At 62.1% G+C, this 17,067-nt stretch carries 13 protein-coding genes, 1 tRNA gene and 1 pseudogene; 6 read left to right on the top strand and 9 right to left on the bottom strand.

What is annotated here, in order from left to right:
* A pseudogene (locus EN906_RS05195) lies at positions 1 to 383 on the bottom strand (phosphomannomutase/phosphoglucomutase); the annotation flags it as partial.
* 200 nt (positions 384 to 583) lie between these two features.
* On the opposite strand from EN906_RS05195, the gene EN906_RS05190 reads away from it, so the two are divergent.
* The 4 genes from EN906_RS05190 (at position 584) to EN906_RS05170 (ending at position 2,678) form a co-directional block, all read left to right on the top strand.
* A tRNA-Pro gene (locus EN906_RS05190) sits at positions 584 to 660 on the top strand.
* A 752-nt stretch (positions 661 to 1,412) separates the two neighbouring features.
* Positions 1,413 to 1,658 carry a hypothetical protein gene (locus tag EN906_RS05180; RefSeq protein WP_127375087.1) on the top strand — a complete coding sequence of 82 codons (246 nt, stop codon included), beginning with the start codon at positions 1,413 to 1,415 and terminating at the stop codon, positions 1,656 to 1,658.
* A gap of 6 nt (positions 1,659 to 1,664) precedes the next feature.
* A complete protein-coding gene (locus EN906_RS38115) occupies positions 1,665 to 2,108 on the top strand; it encodes a hypothetical protein (RefSeq protein WP_245484181.1) in 444 nt (147 codons plus the stop codon).
* 225 nt (positions 2,109 to 2,333) lie between these two features.
* Entirely contained in the window at positions 2,334 to 2,678 is a 345-nt protein-coding gene (locus tag EN906_RS05170) for a hypothetical protein (protein WP_127270013.1), read from the top strand.
* Between the two features lie 33 nt (positions 2,679 to 2,711).
* On the opposite strand, the gene EN906_RS05165 is transcribed toward EN906_RS05170, so the two are convergent.
* The 4 genes from EN906_RS05165 to EN906_RS05150 form a co-directional block, all read right to left on the bottom strand.
* A complete protein-coding gene (locus tag EN906_RS05165) occupies positions 2,712 to 4,331 on the bottom strand; it encodes an ABC transporter ATP-binding protein (RefSeq protein ID WP_127269983.1) in 1,620 nt (539 codons plus the stop codon).
* Between the two features lie 16 nt (positions 4,332 to 4,347).
* Positions 4,348 to 5,469 (bottom strand): ABC transporter permease subunit, encoded by a 1,122-nt coding sequence (locus EN906_RS05160; protein WP_127267925.1) that lies wholly within the window; start codon positions 5,467 to 5,469, stop codon positions 4,348 to 4,350.
* Entirely contained in the window at positions 5,462 to 6,385 is a 924-nt protein-coding gene (locus EN906_RS05155; protein WP_027035849.1) for an ABC transporter permease subunit, read from the bottom strand. The genes EN906_RS05160 and EN906_RS05155 overlap by 8 nt, the downstream gene beginning before the upstream one ends.
* Before the next feature lie 164 nt (positions 6,386 to 6,549).
* Positions 6,550 to 8,142 carry a peptide ABC transporter substrate-binding protein gene (locus tag EN906_RS05150; RefSeq protein WP_127267926.1) on the bottom strand — a complete coding sequence of 531 codons (1,593 nt, stop codon included), beginning with the start codon at positions 8,140 to 8,142 and terminating at the stop codon, positions 6,550 to 6,552.
* Between the two features lie 411 nt (positions 8,143 to 8,553).
* Between EN906_RS05150 and EN906_RS05145 the strand changes: the two genes are divergently transcribed.
* Both EN906_RS05145 and EN906_RS05140 read left to right on the top strand, forming a co-directional pair.
* Positions 8,554 to 8,967, top strand: a complete 414-nt coding sequence (locus tag EN906_RS05145) for a TadE/TadG family type IV pilus assembly protein (RefSeq protein ID WP_164748810.1) — start codon at positions 8,554 to 8,556, stop codon at positions 8,965 to 8,967.
* Positions 8,968 to 10,722, top strand: a complete 1,755-nt coding sequence (locus tag EN906_RS05140) for a TadG family pilus assembly protein (protein ID WP_127267928.1) — start codon at positions 8,968 to 8,970, stop codon at positions 10,720 to 10,722.
* 13 nt (positions 10,723 to 10,735) lie between these two features.
* Here EN906_RS05140 and EN906_RS05135 read toward each other — a convergent pair whose 3' ends face one another.
* From EN906_RS05135 to EN906_RS05120, 4 genes are all read right to left on the bottom strand, one after another.
* Complete coding sequence (locus EN906_RS05135) at positions 10,736 to 12,361, bottom strand: alpha-glucosidase family protein (RefSeq protein ID WP_127267929.1); 1,626 nt, start codon at positions 12,359 to 12,361, stop codon at positions 10,736 to 10,738.
* Positions 12,348 to 14,351: a glycogen debranching protein GlgX gene (glgX, locus tag EN906_RS05130; RefSeq protein ID WP_127269985.1), complete on the bottom strand. Its 2,004-nt coding sequence runs from the start codon at positions 14,349 to 14,351 to the stop codon at positions 12,348 to 12,350. The genes EN906_RS05135 and glgX overlap by 14 nt, the downstream gene beginning before the upstream one ends.
* Before the next feature lie 208 nt (positions 14,352 to 14,559).
* A complete protein-coding gene (locus EN906_RS05125; RefSeq protein WP_127269987.1) occupies positions 14,560 to 16,188 on the bottom strand; it encodes an alpha-D-glucose phosphate-specific phosphoglucomutase in 1,629 nt (542 codons plus the stop codon).
* A 3-nt stretch (positions 16,189 to 16,191) separates the two neighbouring features.
* Positions 16,192 to 17,067 (bottom strand): glycogen/starch synthase (locus EN906_RS05120; protein ID WP_127375086.1); only part of this gene is annotated, 876 nt, incomplete at its 5' end.

Raw genomic sequence — 17,067 nt, 5'->3', positions numbered from 1 at the left:
GCGGTGACCATGGCGACCGAGGGCGTATCCAAAGCGAACTGGGCGAAATACGCCATCGGCGACAACGCCAGTCCGATGTCCCTCACCCGTGCGCCTGCGGCCATCAAACCGGACACCAGGGCCAGTTTGATCGACAGCGAATAGGAGCGGAAATCATGCCCGGTGACGATATCGGGACCGGCGCCGAGACGGCGAATAAGCGTGCCAAGCCCCATGCCGAGCGCCTGGACGCCGATCAGATTGAGCTCCGGCAGTTGCGCGGAGCCGGGATGGCCGAACCACCAGCGCGCATCATATTCGCGAAAGCCGGATGGCTTGATCAGCGCTTCGGTTTCGAATTCGAAACTGTTGGGCCGGGCGTCGCCAACGATGCTGAAAGACAAGACTGGAAACTCCGAATGGCAGAAATTACGAATTGTCGAGGGCTGCGGCTTAGCACACAAGGCTTTAGGCCACGTTTATTCCGGAAGGGAATCCGGGCCTTTCGGGCAATGCTCGACGAAAGCCGACGAAATGCGACAGAAGTGCCGCCGTGCCGCTTGCAGGAACCAAGTGTGGCGGCTATAAGCCCGCGGTCTGGTCACGGAGTGTAGCGCAGCCTGGTAGCGCACCTCGTTCGGGACGAGGGGGTCGCAGGTTCAAATCCTGCCACTCCGACCAGAGAAAACAAAGAGTTAGCGCATCCCGACTTCGGCGCTCCACCTGCCCCTCAAGCGAGACTACTCGCGTCCCCCGTCAGTCGGATGGGCGAATTTCTATTCGCCGTGCCTCTGTGACTCGGCCGACAGCGATGCCTCTTGCACTGGACAGTAACCAGACGGTCCAACCGGCCGCCTGATGCCTTCATGCCTGCGCTCGCGGACAGATCCCGGAAAACATCTCAACTGGTACGCGCGTTTCCGCTCAGCGGAGGCCAAAAAAGCTCAAGATCGCTATCACGATGACTACAGCTCCAACGAGCCAAATGATGTTGTTCATGATCTCTCTCCTGCTGCCTGGGGAAGCCCGCGCCTCTGGCGGAGAACGCGGGCCGACCAGCCTTTGCCGACTGATCTGCAGCAGACCACCAAATCGTGATCCCGGCTGCGAGAAATAAACCATCAGGCACGCCTAATGTTCCGTCGTGCGTCCCATGATCATAGGCGCCGGCATCATCACCACGACAGCACTGTCGTGACAGGTTTCGTCCTAACCCATCGGCACCATCCCGTGGTGATCGAACGACGGGTACCGACGCAGGAATCCGGCCCCGATTCTTGATGGGAGTCGGGTCTTGATGGGAGTGGGGCCACGAGAGGCCTTTGGCACGCATCCCAATCACGCCCGCAACCAGACTTAAGTCCAGCCCCTGCCCGACCGAAGTCCAGGTTGGAAACGCTTGCCCTTGCCCCAAATTCGGGTGGTGGGCGAAAATGATCAATGAAAAACTAAAGAGCAGCAGCATGTCGAACCGTGAGACCAAGAAATCCCATGCCCTTGGCATGCGGATGACAGAGATCAAAGCCAGGATGCAGGAAGCCCAGATTACCGAAGACGAGATGAAGACCTTCCAGAAGGTCGCGGCCATCATGGAGGGCGACGAGGGCCTAATCGAGGTTGACGACCTGATTGCCGCGTCATTCCTCCCCAACACGACGCTGAACAGCCAAAAGCGTTAAGCGACCATGCCGACGATTAGCAGACTTTTTGATCCCCCCGCCGATGCGGCGCGGGTCGCCAGCGACTTGGTGGCGGACGGAATTCCGCGCGTACAGATCGCCATCATCGGGCCTTACAATAACGAGGCGGGATCTCTTAGGGTTTCCGCTTTGGGATCGTTACTTGGCGCTGCCGCCGGCGTGTTGGCCTGCCTGAGCGCCGTTGCGGCCCATGGCATCAATCCTCTTGCTGCGAGCGTGTTGCCAGCAGCGGTGGCTGGCGCGGTCTGCGGCGGCGTTGCCGGCGGTCTGTTTGGAACATTCGCCATGGCCGCCATGAAGGCGGATGATCAAGACGTTGCCGAGGGGGTGGTTCTGGTGATGGCGCATGTCGATGAAAATGACGCCGACATCGCTCAGACAGTGCTCGGCGGTTGCTCCCCGTCGACGTTCGTGGCCGAAGCAGCGTAGGAAAGGACCGCCCGACGTCGCCGGGACGGGCTCTCTGCGTTCACCAGTGATTGAACCCAACACGCGCCAGATAGCAATTCGAGTGGCAGAGAATGTTCCTGCGCCGGACGCAAAGGCTGGCCGGTGGCAGGTTTCTTCGCGGGCCGCATATTTTGACGAAAAGGTCCGTCGGCTTTAGGGTCGATGGACCTGATGGAGTCAGCCAAACGGCGGGCCGAGTGCGACATGAATTTGAATTCAACCACAGCCCCGCCCTTGATTCTTGTGATGACGCTGGTTCTCTTCACTGGCTGTTCATCGCTCGGCAGAACCGTCGATGCAGCGAAATACGATTCGATGACGTGCACCGACCTCAACAGGGCGATGGGAGACGTCGCCCGTGACATCTCGCAAACGGCAATCACGCGCGGCAAGGTGGCCAACACCAATGTTCCACGCTGGCTGCTCGGCGGCTCACGCGTGAAGACCGCGGTAGCCAACCGCGAAACAGCCAGGATCGACCGGCTTAAGCAGCAACAGGATGCCATTGCCGCTGTGCGAGCACGCAAGTGCCCCAGGTCCGCGAATTGAGCGGACAGCCAATGCCTCGGTGCGGAGCCCGGTTCAGGCGCTCAGGCGAAATCGCGTCACGTCGATCGCCGCGGCCATCAGCGTCTGTGTGTAGGCGTGCCGCGGATCGCTGAAGATCGCCTCAGTCGGCCCTTCCTCGACGATCTTGCCCTGTTTCATGACGATGATGTAGTCGGCCATGGCGCGCACGACCGACAGATCGTGGCTGATGAAGAGATAGGACAATTCGTGGTCCGCCTGCAGCTTGCGCAGCAGTTCGACGATCTGTTTCTGCACAGAGCGATCGAGCGCCGAGGTCGGCTCATCCAATACCACCAGCCTGGGCTTCAGGATCATGGCGCGAGCAATGGCGATGCGCTGCCGCTGGCCGCCGGAGAATTCGTGCGGGTAGCGATTGCGTGCGTTGGGGTCGAGGCCGACCTCGCGCAAGGCGTCGACCGCGCGTTGATCACGCTGCTTGCCCGAAAGATCAGGCTCATGCACCAGAAGTCCTTCGGTGATGACTTGGCCGACGGTCATGCGCGGCGACAGCGAGCCGAACGGATCCTGGAAGACGAGCTGCATCTGGCGCCGCAGCGGCCGCATCGCCTGCCTGTCGGCTTGGGAAATGTCGCGATCACCGAAACGGATAAGCCCGTCGCTCGGCAACAGCCGCAGCAAGGCGCGGCCGAGCGTCGACTTGCCCGAGCCGGATTCACCAACGATGCCGATGGTCTGGTTTCGCTGCAGCCGGATCGAGATGTGATCGACGGCACGCAGCATCAGCGGTTCACCAGCAAGAAACCCGCCGCCAATCCTGAACGTCACTTCGACATTTCTACCTTCGAGCAGCACCGGAGCATTGGCGGGCGGCGGCCGCTTGCTGCCGGCCGGCTCGGCCGCCAGCAGCATTTTCGTGTAGGCATGCTGGGGATTGACGAAGATGGCCTCCGCCTCCCCCTCCTCGACAACCTCGCCCTGGCGCATGACATAGACCCGGTCGGCAAAGCGGCGGACGATGCCAAGATCGTGGGTGATGAAGACGATCGCCATGCCGAGCTTGCGCTGCAATTCGGCCAGAAGCATCAGGATCTGCGCCTGGATGGTCACGTCGAGCGCCGTCGTCGGCTCGTCGGCGATCAATATGTCAGGGTCGTTGGCGAGCGCCATCGCGATCATCACACGCTGGCGCTGGCCACCGGACATTTCATGCGGATAGGATTTCATCCGCCGCTCGGGATCGGGAATATGCACCAGCCGCAGCAGCTTGAGCGCCTCTTCCCGCGCCTCGGCGGCATTCAGGCCCCGGTGCCGGCGGATCGGCTCGATCAACTGGTTGCCGATCGAATAGAGCGGATCGAGCGAAGTCATCGGCTCCTGAAAGATCATGCTGATCTTGCGGCCACGAACCTGGTTGAGCTCGGATTTGCTGAGCGTCAGAAGATTGCGGCCGCGATAATCAACGCTGCCTGTCGCTTCGCCGTTCGATGCCAGCAGGCTCATCGCCGCCATCATCGTCTGGCTTTTGCCGGACCCGGATTCGCCAACCACGGCAACGGTCTCGCCCGCATTGACGTGGATGCTGATGCCCTTCACCGCCTCGACTGCGCCGTCGAGCGTGCGGAAGCGGACACGCAGATCCTTGACGCTGAGGATCGTTTCGGAAGCAGCCATCTTAGCGATCCCCATCTTATCGATCTCTCGGGTCCAGTGCGTCGCGCAGGCCGTCGCCGACGAAGTTCAGCGCGAACAGCGTCGAGACGAGGAAGAAGGCGGGAAACAGGAGCAGCCAGTTGGCGGTGCCGATGTTCTTGGCGCCGACCGAGATCAGCACGCCCCAGCTGGTCATCGGCTCCTGCACGCCGAGGCCGAGAAACGACAGGAAGCTTTCCAGGATGATGACCTGAGGCACCAGCAGCGTCATGTAGATCACCACCGGGCCGAGCAGGTTGGGGATGACGTGGCGCAGCAGGATACCGCGCTGGCCGACACCCATGGCTTCCGCCGCCTGGACATATTCCTGCCGGCGGATCGACAGCGCCTGGCCGCGCACGATGCGCGCCATGTCGAGCCACAGCACGGCGCCGACCGCCAGGAACATCAGCACGAAGTTGCGGCCGAAAAACACTACCAGCATGATGACGAAGAAGATGAAGGGCAAGGAATAGAGCACGTCGACGATGCGCATCATCACCTCGTCGACCTTGCCGCCGGCAAAGCCGGCAGCGGCCCCGTAGACCACGCCGATGACCACCGCCACGACACCCGCGAGCAGGCCGATGGCCAGCGATATGCGCCCGGCCATCAGCGTGCGCGACAACAGATCCCGGCCGGTGTTGTCGGTGCCGAACAGGAAATACTGCTGCTTGATCGAGGCGCTCATCGTCACTTCGAGACCGTCGGGCGACTTGCTCTCGATCTTGGTGCCGTCAAAGGCATCGGAACGGTCGAGATAACGGATATTGCGATCGTCGATCGGCCTGGTCGACTTGACGGTGACGAAGACCTGGTTGCCTTCCTGCCGCCACTCCTTGATGTCGACCCGCATGCGCTTGATCGCTTCGGTAAGCGCCGTCTCGATCATGTCGGCCTTCGGATAGGCTGACAGGCTTGGCGGCATACGCACATAGTCGGCATAGATGGTGGTGTATTGATGCGGCACGAACCACGGTCCGAACACGCTGACGACACCGATCAGGGCAAGGTAGTACAGGCTGAACATGGCGGCGCGATTGGCCTTGAGCCGCGCCCAGGCATCCCCCCAGAGCGAACGGCCGATGACGGTGGGGGCTGTGGCTGCGATGTCAGTCATAGCGCACCCTCGGATCGACGACCGCGTACATGACGTCGACGATCAGGTTGAAGACAATGGTAAAGATGGCGATCACCACCACCGTTCCCATCACCAGCGTGTAGTCACGATTGAGCGCGGCATCGACGAAATAGCGGCCGACGCCTGGAATGGAGAAGATCGTCTCGACAATGACCGAGCCGGTCAGCAATGCCGCCGCCGCCGGACCGGTGAAGGAGACGATCGGCAGGATGGCACCGCGCAGCGCGTGCTTGACCACCACCGACCAATCGGACAGGCCGAGCGCGCGCGCCGTGCGGATGTGGTGGGACCGCAAGGATTCGATCATCGAGCCACGCATCAGCCGGGCGACGATGGCGATCTGCGGCAGAGCGAGCGTCAACACCGGACCGACCTTGTTGATGAAAGCGCCATCGCCCCACCCACCGATCGGCAGCAGCCTCCAGGTCAGCCCGAACAGGAGTTGGATCACCGGCGCGATGACGAAGGTTGGGATAGTGCTGCCGGCCGTCGCCAGCGCGATCACCGTATAGTCGCCAAGCTTGTTCTGGTTAAGCGCCGCAATGGTGCCGAGCACACAACCGAGTAGCAGCGCCAGGACGAGCGCCGAGGCGCCGAGCTGAACCGATATAGGCAGGCCCTTGGCGAAGAGTTCGGTGACGGTGAAATCCGGCATGTTGTAGCTCGGGCCGAAATTGCCGCGCAGCAGATTGCCGAGATAATGGACGAATTGCAGCCAGAGCGGGTCGTTGAGGCCGAACTGGGCTTCGAGATTGGCCTTGATCTCGGGGCTCAGCCCCCGCTCCTGGTTGAATGGGCCGCCCGGCGCGACGCGCATCAGGAAAAACGCCATGGTCACGATGACGAACAGCGTCGGGATGGCGGTCAGAAGCCGCCGTAATACGTATCGCAGCATCGGTGCCCCGCTTGACCCAGAGCAACGCGCGTCCAGCTGGACGGTTGCGCTCTAGCCTTCAAATCTTCGCACCGACATGCCGAAAATCGATTCCGGTTCCCGGGCCGATGCGATGGCAAACCAGCACCGCCGCGCATCTCGTTGCGCGGCGGCCCGGCTAAGGATCAGTCCTTGCTGATGAAGCGGGACGGATGGATGTCCATCACATTGTCGTCGAAGCCATGCAGCTTCGAGGAAACGATGTCGTGGAAGCTGTAGTAGAGAAGCGGAATGTTACCGACGTCATCGACAAGGATGCGCTCGGCCTCAGTGAGGTCCTTCATGCGCTCTTCCGGTTTGCCGCCGGCAGCCGCAGCCTTGTCCATGGCCGCTTCATATGCCGGGCTGACATAGCTCGAATAATTGTTGCCGCTGGCCTTGCGGGTGATGCCGAGGAAGGTCTCCGGATCCTTGTAGTCGGCGATCCAGGCGGCACGCGCCAAGTCGTAGTCGCCCTTCTGCTCGAGGAAGGAGTAGTGGGTCTTGGTGTCGGTGTTGACGAGCGAGACGTCGATGCCGAGCGGCTTCAACTGTTCCTGGATGGCGACGGCCGTGTTCTTGTGGTTTTCCGAAGTGTTGTAGCGGATCTCCATCTTCAATGGATGCTCGGGCGTATAGCCGAGTTTCTCGAGGGTCTTCTTGGCAGCGTCCTCGCGGTCGATCTGCGACATGTCGGCGTATTTGGCCATTGCCGGCGTGTAGCCCGCGATGCCCGGAGGCACCATCGAATAGCCAGGCAGCATCGAGTTCTGCCAGACCTTCTCAGCGAGGAAGTCGCGGTCGATCGCCATCGAGATGGCGTTGCGCAGTTCGACATTGTCCCACGGCGCCTTGTCGGTCTTGATCGCATAATAATAGGTGCCGAGATAAGGTCCGACGCGGACCTGGTCGCCGAACTTGGTCTTGAGGTCAGCGAGCTGTTCGGTCGGCAGGTCGCCGTAGCTGTCGAGTTCGCCGGCCTCGAACCGCTTCATCGCCGATGAGCGGTCTTCGGTCGGGATATAGTTGACGACGTCCATCTTGACGGTCGCGGCGTCCCAGAATTTCGGATTCTTGACCAGCTTCATGTGGTCGTTGGGTATCCACTCGGCCAGCGTATAGGCGCCGTTCGAAACGAGATTACCCGCCTTGATCCAGTCGGCGCCGAGCTTGTCGATCGAAGCCTTGTTGACCGGATAGGCGGCCTGGTGGGTCAGCATCTCCAGGAAGTAAGGCGTCGGCGCCTTCAGCGTGACTTCGAGGGTATTTGCGTCAATCGCTTTGACACCCATATCCTCCGGCTTGCCCTTCTTGGTGTTGACGTCCTCCGCACCCTTCACCGGGTACAGCATCGAGGCGTATTCGGCAGCGGTGGCCGGGTCTTCCAGCCGACGAAACGAATAGACGAAGTCGTCCGCCGTCACCGGGCTGCCATCCGACCAGAGGCCATCCTTGCGCAGCTTGAAGGTGTAGACAGTCCCGTCGTCTGACACTGTCCAGCTTTCGGCCGCGCCCGGAATGAGGTTCGTCTTCTGGTCATGCATGACCAGGCCCTGGAACAGGTCGCGTATGATATCGGCTTCGTAGACGGTCGAGGTCTTGTGCGGATCGACCGTCTCCGCTTCGGCGGCGCTGCCTCTGTTATAGACGGTCTCGGCGAAAGCCGGCGTGTAGAAGGTGCCGGCGGCCAGCGCCATGGTCGTGGCGAGCACCGTCGCCTTCAGCATGTTTTTCAGCATGAAGTTCTCCCTGTCGGCGCTGCCGTTGGCGCGCCTATTAAGTGTTGACGCCCTGAAGCCGATATCTGACCCCTTTGAGCGCGCCGCTGGTTCCCGTCCTGCGGCTCGTGCCCAGACACTAACGCGGAGAATTTTTATTTCAACAGACTCTCTGGGTCACCCAAAGTAAGGCGGACGAAAGCTATGGCGTGGCCGCTGAAACAGCAGCCGAAACCAGAAGCTTGACTTGGTTTCTTCACCTCGACGCCATTTTTCACCGCGAATCGGAGCCATGCCAGTTTGCCGGAATGTCTTAATGCGTTCTTAAGCAACCTGGGGTTACATTATGAGTACCTTCTATATGGTTCGAACTTCAGACGCGTGGCGGCTATGAGTAACAGAGCAAGTAAATTGCCCAAAATCCGTCAATTAATGCGGAAACTTCAAGAAGAACACGGCACTTCTGCGGTCGAATTTGCCTTGCTTTCACCGATTTTCATTCTTCTTCTACTCGGAATGGTTGCATATGGTATATACTTCGGCGCCGCCAACTCGATCCAACAGATCGCAGCGGATGCCGCCCGCACGGCAATTGCCGGGTTGAACCAGACCGAACGCCAGACGCTCGTAGCCAGCTTCGTCACCAACAATGCCGGCGGATATCCCTTCGTGGATGTCAGCAAGTTGACCTACCAGGCCAACGACAGCACGGCTGATGGAAGCCAGTTCGTGGTTTCCATCCAGTACGACGCCCGCAACCTGCCGATCTGGAACCTTTTCCCGGGCATAGCCATGCCCGGGACCACGATCAAGCGCCAGTCAACGATCAGGGTCGGGGGCATTTGAATGCTGCTGCATGCGTGCAATGGGATCGGTCGGCTTGCCCGGTTGATGCTGAGTGACAGGAAAGCGAACTTCACCGTCATGGCGGCATTGAGCGCGCCGGTGGCGCTGGCGCTGGCCGCGGTGGCCATCGACGAAGCCTCGATCTACACCGAGCGCCGCGAAGCCCAGGCAATGGTGGACCTGGCGGCGATCACCGCCGCCTCGAACATGACCAATGTCAACACCGCGGTTGTCACCACACTGACCGACAACGGCATGCCAGGGGTTATCGTTCAAAGCTCGGGACAGACGATCGAGCCGGCGGCCGGCAAAACCGTCGTGACGGTCACGCCCGGGCGATATGTGGCATCCGGCGCCAATGTGGGCCAGCGTTTCCAGGCCAGCGTAACACCCTACAATGCCGTCCATGTCACCCTGAAGAAGATCCCGGCCCGCTATTTCGCGAGTTCGCTGATCCCAACTCCCGTCATCGGCACCCAAGCCATCGCCAGCATGACGCCGCAGGCGACGTTCTCGGTCGGATCGAGGCTCGCCAGCCTCGATGGCGGTATCCTCAACGCGCTTCTCGGCGGACTTCTCGGCAGCAACATCTCGCTCAGCGTCATGGACTACAACGCGCTGCTCTCCGCCGATGTGAGCGTGCTCTCCTTCGTCGACGGCCTTGCCACACAGCTGAACCTGACCGGCGTGTCGTATTCGGATGTGCTGGCATCGAAGGCGACCGTCGGCCAGATCGCCACGGCCATGGCCAATGTGCCGGGGCTTGGCAACACGGCCAAGGTCGCCCTGCAGACGATCGCTTCCAAGTCGACCAGTACGGTCCAGATCCCGCTCAGTCATCTGATCGATCTCGGCTCCGTCGGCAAGTTGGGCCTCGGTCAAAAGCCGGCCGGCCTTGGCGTCGATGCCAGCGCGATGGGCATGCTGACCGCCGCCGCCGGACTGGCAAACGGTTCGAAGCAGGTCGACGTCGCCCTCGGCGCCGCCATTCCGGGGGTGCTGTCGACCACGCTCGCCATCGCCATCGGCGAACCGCCGCAATCCTCGCCATGGCTGGCGGTTGGCGAGGTCGGCGCCATTGTGCGGACGGCGCAGACCCGCATCAAGCTAATAGTGAAGATCGGGGGCGGTAACAAAAATGTCGGAGGCGGTATCACCTTGGTATCGGTCAGTTTGCCCCTGCATGTCGAAGTCGCCTATGCCGAGGCCAAGCTCATGGACATAAGTTGTCCAACAGGCCCTGACAGTATCAAGGTCACCGTTGCTACACGTCCCGGTATCGTCGAAGGACATCTCGGTGACAGCAGCAGCGCCGGCTTTGCCGATTTCACCAATAAGGAGACGTTTTCCAACACCGAAATCGCGGCCGTGAAACTTCTGCTCATCCCCGTGGTGTCCGTAGTGGGCTCAGCGGCGTTTAACATGGCCAATAACCCCGCGACGACGCTGACTTTCAACAAGGCCGACATCGATGCCAAGACGATAAGGACCGCTTACACGCAAAATTTTACCCAATCGTTGACTACGTCGCTGGTCAGCGGCCTGTCGCTGACGGCGAATTTACTCGGCCTGCCGCTGAATCTTGACGCCCTTCTGGGATTTGTGAAGCCGCCGGTGGTGGCACTTCTGAACAGCGTGGCGGCCCCGATCGATACCTTGCTTGCCAACCTGCTTGGAGCCCTTGGCGTGCGTCTCGGCGAGGCGGATGTCCGGGTCACCGGCGCGACTTGTGGACGCTCCGTGCTGGTGCAGTAGAGCAGTCGAGGCATCAGTCGAGCCTACCGAGGAAGCATCCAAGTCCCGGCAGCAAAAGCTCGACCTCCCTGGTGAGCGAGGCATCGCCGTCAAGTTCCGTAACCGCTCCTAAGTCTTGCGGCAACGGCCAATTGGCCGGTCCTCCAGCAAAATTGAAGACACAGAGCAGTCTTTCGCCGCCGCCCTCGCGAACGAAAGCCAGCACGTCACCCTCGGCGTCGAGAAAGCGGATCGAGCCTGATACCAGCGCCTCATGCTTCCCGCGCAAGGCCAGCGTGGTCCGATAGGACTTCAGCACCGAGGCCGTGTCGGCATTCTGGACGTCGACCGCGCGGGTGCGATGGCTGGCCGGTATCGGCAGCCAGGGCCTGGCCGTGGAGAAGCCTGCATTGTCGGCGCCGGCCTCCCAGACCATTGGCGTGCGACACCCATCCCTGCCCTTGACGCCTGGCCAGAAGCGGATGCCGACGGGATCGCGCAGATCCTCATAGGCCAGCTCCGCCTCCTCCAGGCCCAGCTCCTCGCCCTCATAGAGGCAGATCGAGCCGCGCAGGCAGGACAACAGCATGATCGAGAATCTTGCGACGGCGTCGGGATCGCTGCCCGGCCTTGTCCAGCGGCTGACATGGCGCACCACGTCATGGTTGGAGAACGCCCAGCAGACCCAGCCGTCGGAGACGGCCGCCTCGAAGGCTTCGACGCAGCCACGCACATGCGCGGCCGAGAACTGCGGACCGAGCAGGTCGAAGGTGTAACACATATGCAGCTTGTCGCCGCCTGAGGTGTAAGCCGCGAGCGTCTGCAGCGAGCGGCCTTCATCGCCGATTTCGCCAACCGCGGCGCGGTCGTCATATTCATCGAGCAGCGCCCTGAAGCGGCGCAGGAACGCCAGGTTTTCCGGCTGCGTCTTGTCGAACAGATGCTCCTGGTAGAGGTAGGTGTTGGTCTCGCCGTTGGTGCCGGCGACGCTCGACGCCAGGGGCGGATTGCTGCGCAGCCAGCGGTCGTGGACATAGTAATTGACCGTATCGAGCCGGAAGCCGTCGACGCCGCGCTCCAGCCAGAACCGCACCGTGTCGAGAAGCGCGTCCTGGACCTCCGGGTTGTGGAAATTCAGGTCGGGCTGCGAGGCTAGGAAGTTGTGCATGTAGTATTGCCGGCGGGTCGAATCCCATTCCCAGGCCGGGCCACCGAACACGGAGAGCCAGTTGTTGGGTGCCCCGCCATCTGGCTTGGCATCGGCCCAGACATACCAGTCCGACTTGGGGTTATCGCGGCTGGCGCGGCTTTCGACAAACCAGTCGTGCCTGTCGGACGAATGCGACAGCACCTGGTCGATGACGATCTTCAGGCCGAGACGATGCGCCTCGGCGACCAGCGCATCGAAATCCTCGAGCGTGCCGAACATCGGATCGACATCGCAGTAATCCGACACGTCGTAGCCCATATCGGCCATCGGCGACTTGAAGAAAGGCGACAGCCAGACGGCATCGACACCAAGCGAGGCGACATGGGCGAGCCTCGAGGTGATACCGGCGAGATCGCCGCTGCCATCGCCGGTCGTGTCCTGGAAGGAGCGCGGATAGATCTGGTAGATGACGCAACCACGCCACCATCCGGTCTTGTCACTCGCCGCCATTGCGCTTCTCCCCTGTGCCGGCTTGCGCTCGTTCGATCATGAAGATCACCGCCCGTCCCGATATCGGTCGCGATCTGTCCGCCGCATCCGGCGCTTCGATGGCTGGAGCCCAGAAGAATCCGTCTCGCTCAGGCAAGGTGAACATGCAGGCCCGGCGATCGCCGTTGATGATGACGGCAAGGCGGCTGACGCCACCCAGGATCATGACGAGGCGGTACCGCTGCGGGTCCTGCCAGCACTGTTCATTGAGCGGCGCGCCTGTCTCGGTCAGCCATGCGACGTCCGGTATCTCTGAACCTGCCGGTGGCTGGCCAGTGAGGAAGCTTGTATCGGAGAGCGCCGGCATCGACCGGCGCAGCCTCGAGAGTTCCTCCGTGTAGCGCTCCAGCACCTGGTCACGGCCGGCCCAGTCGAGCCAGGTGATCTCGTTGTCCTGCGCATAGGCGTTGTTGTTGCCTTGCTGGGTGCGGCCGAACTCGTCGCCTGCGGTCAGCATGATGGTGCCGCGCGAGGCAAACAGCGTGGCGAGCAGCGCGCACTGATCGTTCTGGCGAGACTCCCATACGGCCGGATCGTCCGCATCCCCTTCGACGCCGTTGTTCCAGGATAGGTTTTCATTGTGACCGTCGCGGTTCTGCTCGCCATTGGCTTCGTTGTGCTTGCGCTCGTAGCGCACGATATCGGCGAGCGTCATGCCGTCATGGGCGGCGATGAAATTGACGGTCCGACTGGCGTTTTGCCGGTTCGTTGCGAACACATCGGACGAACCGGCAAGCCGGGTCGCCAGCGCACCGACCATGCCGGCGTCGCCGCGCCAGAAGCGCCTGACGTCATCGCGATACTTGTCGTTCCATTCGAGGAAGGGCGGCGGGAAATTACCGAGCTGATAGCCGTCGGAACCGATGTCCCACGGCTCAGCGATCAACACGCGATCGGCCAGCAGCGGGTCGTCGCGCATCGCTCTCAGCATCGGCGCCTCGGCATCGAATGTTCCTTCAACCCTGCCCAGAATGGGCGCCAGGTCGAAGCGGAAGCCGTCGACGCCGGCATCCCTGACGAAATGGCGAAGCGTGTCGAGGACCATCTCCTGGACGACAGGATGATCGCAAGCGACCGTGTTGCCGGTGCCGGTATCGTTGGCCAGCCCGCCGTCTGATGAGTGCCGGTAGTAGGCCTGGTTGTCCAGGCCGCGCAGCGACAGCGTCGGGCCAAGCCAGTCGCTCTCGCCGGTGTGGTTGAAGACGAGGTCGAGGATGACGCCGATGCCAGCCTCACGCAGCACGGCGACCGTGTTTCGCAACTCCATGATGCCGCCCGGCGCCAAACGCGGATCGAGGGCCATGAAAGTCACGGGATTGTAGCCCCAGGCGTTGCGCAGCCCGAGCGGCGGCAAATGTCGCTCGTCAATCCACGCGGTCACCGGCATCAGTTCGACCGCGTCAACCCCCAGTTTTTTCAGATGCTCGATAACCGCCGGGTGAGCAAGTGCGGCGACTGTTCCGCGCAATTTTTCGGGAATGTCCGGATGCAGCATGGTGAAGGCGCGCACCGGCACTTCGTAAATAAGGCCGCCCGGCTGGAATAGCGGCGGGGCAGCCTGCACCGGCTTCGGCAGCGCAGCGGCAATCGCCTTCGGCATCAGCGGTGCGGTATCGGCGCCCTCGCCCCGGCGCTGGGCCAGCCGCCAGTCATAGACATAGGACCTGTCGATCTCGACGGCATATGGATCGGTCAGGAGCTTGGCGGGATCGAACCACAGTCCGCGTTCCGGCGCGTAGTCGCCATCGGCGCGAAAGCCGTAGCGGATGCCCTGGCCAAGGCCCGCAATGAACAGCGCATGGACGCCCTCACCTTCCGGCTGCAGTTCGAGCCGTTCGATTTCCCGGTTGCCCTGCTCGTCGAAGATCGAGACCCAAAGCCGACGGGCGGCCTGCGACCAGGCGGCAAAGCGGATGCCTTCGCGGGTGACGGTGGCGCCGAGCTGGGTCATGCAGTCTCCCCCTTCGCCCCTTGTGGGAGAAGGTGTCGCCGAAGGCGACGGATGAGGGATGTTCCCGCTTGGCAAGGACAGCGATCCTTCGCGCACCCCTCAACCGTCTCGGCGCTACGCGCCGATCCACCGCCCTGGGGCGAGCCACGGGTCTCGCCCCGTCCTTCGAACCCCACAAGGGGAGAAGGGAAAGCGCGAACCGCCACCCTCAAGTAATCACGCTTGGCTTGGGGCGGCCGGTATGGCTGTGAATCCCGGCAATATCATCGGCTGCGGCTATCAGATCGGCAAGGGCGGCCTGGGTGTCGAGGTCGTGCCTCGACTTGTCCGGCTCGTAACGTTCGATGTAGACGCGCAGCGTCGCGCCCGACGTGCCGGTGCCGGAGAGGCGGAAGACGACCCGCGAACCACCTTCGAACAGCACCCTGATGCCCTGATGCTCGCTGATCGAACCGTCGACCGGATCGCGATAGGCAAAATCGTCGGCGCTGGCGATTTTCATGCCGCGAGCGCTGGTACCCGGCAGCGCGCCGAGCTTGGCGCGCAGTTCGTCGACCAATGCGTTGGCGCGGTCGCTCTCAACCTCTTCATAATCGTGCCGCGAATAGTAGTTGCGACCGTAGGTCGCCCAGTGCTCAGTGACGATCTGCTTGCAGCTTTCGCCGCGCGCGGCAAGGATGTTGAGCCACAAAAGCACCGCCCATAGGCCGTCCTTTTCGCGGACATGGTTGGAGCCGGTGCCCGCACTCTCCTCGCCGCAGATCGTCGCCATGTCGGCATCCAGCAGATTGCCGAAGAACTTCCAGCCGGTCGGCGTCTCATAGAGGGCGATGCCGAGTTTTTCAGCGACGCGGTCGGCAGCGCCACTGGTCGGCATCGAGCGGGCGATACCCTTCAAACCGGCCTTGTAGCCGGGCGCCAGGCGGGCATTGGCGGCGAGCATGGCAACTGAATCCGACGGGGTGACGAAAATGCCCTTGCCGATGATCAGATTGCGGTCGCCGTCGCCATCCGAGGCAGCGCCGAAATCCGGCGCGTCCGGTCCCATCATCTCGTCATAGAGGTGCTTGGCATGGACGAGGTTCGGATCCGGGTGATGGCCGCCGAAATCCGGCAGCGGCTTGAAATTGCGGCAGGTGCCGTTGGGCGCGCCAAGCCGGTTCTCCAGGATCTCCTTGGCGTAGGGGCCGGTCACCGCGTGCATGGCGTCGAAGCGCATGCGGAAGCCGGATTTGAACAGTTTGCGCAGGGCATCGAAATCGAACAGGCTTTCCATCAGTTCGGCATAGTCGGCGACCGGGTCGATGATCTCGACCGTCATGCCGGCGGCCTTGACCGTGCCTGTTGTGTCGATGTCGATCGGATCGATATCGGCGATCTTGAAGCTTGAGATTGTCTTGGTTTTCTCGAACATCGCGTCGGTCAGCTTTTCCGGCGCCGGGCCGCCATTGCCGGCATTGTACTTGATGCCGAAATCCTCATGCGGGCCGCCGGGATTATGGCTGGCCGACAGGATGATGCCGCCAAAGGTCTTGTACTTGCGGATGACATGCGAGGCGGCCGGCGTCGACAGGATGCCGCCCTGCCCGACCATCACCTTGCCGAAGCCGTTGGCGGCGGCCATGGCGATGGCCTTCTGGATGACCTCGCGATTGTAGAACCGGCCGTCACCGCCAATCACCAGGGTCTTGCCCTTGAAACCGTCGAGCGCGTCGAAGATCGACTGGATGAAATTCTCGGCATAGTGCTCCTGCTGAAAGACAGGCACCTTCTTGCGCAGGCCCGACGTGCCGGGCCTCTGGTCGGAATAAGGCTTGGTGGGGACGGTCCGTATCATGCTTCAGGCAACCCTTTTCGAAAGTAGCGAGCGATAGAGTTCGACATATTTTTCGGCGCTCTTGTCCCACGACACATCGGCCTTCATGCCCTGGCGCTGCAGCGATTCCCAGACCGTCGGACTGGCATGGGCGTCGACGAGGCGGCGGATGGCGTGCAGCAAGGCACCGCCATTGTTGGGCGCGAACTGGAGGCCGGTGGCGACACCGGCAGAGACGGCGGCCTCATTGGCGTCGATGACCGTATCGGCGAGGCCCCCGGTGCGCGCGACCACCGGCACGCAGCCATAGCGCAGGCCGTAAAGCTGCGTCAGCCCGCACGGTTCGAAGCGCGAGGGGATGACGATGGCGTCACAGCCACCCTGCATGATGTGCGACAGCCCCTCATCGTAGCCGACGACCACACCGATACGGCCGCGATGCCGGGCGGCAGCGGCAAGCAGCGCGCCTTCGAGACCAGCATCGCCCGATCCTAGGATGGCCAGCCGCGCGCCAGTGGCAACGATGCCGTCGATCACCAGCGCCAGTATGTCCATCCCCTTCTGCCAGGTCAGCCGGCTGACCACGCAGACGATCGGGCTGTCGTCACGCTCAAGACTGAAGCGGTCCTCCACGGCAGTCCTGTTGGGCGCGCGCGCCTTCAGTGTGCTCGCCTTGTAGGGGGATACCAGATGCTTGTCGGTTTCCGGATCCCAGATGCCGGTGTCGATGCCGTTGACGATGCCATAGAGATCGCTGGAGCGCATGTTGATGAGGCCGTCGAGACCCATGCCGAATTCCGCCGAGCGGATCTCCTGCGCGTAGGTCGGGCTGACCGTGGTGATCGCCCAGGCGGCCTGCAGGCCAGCCTTGAGGAAGCCGACACCACCAGAATATTCGAC

Origin of the sequence: Mesorhizobium sp. M7A.F.Ca.CA.004.06.1.1, assembly GCF_003999135.1 — a bacterium.
Taxonomy (GTDB): Bacteria; Pseudomonadota; Alphaproteobacteria; order Rhizobiales; family Rhizobiaceae; genus Mesorhizobium.
Note: the sequence above shows the minus strand (reverse complement) of the source record. Positions and strands in the feature narration are given on the sequence as shown.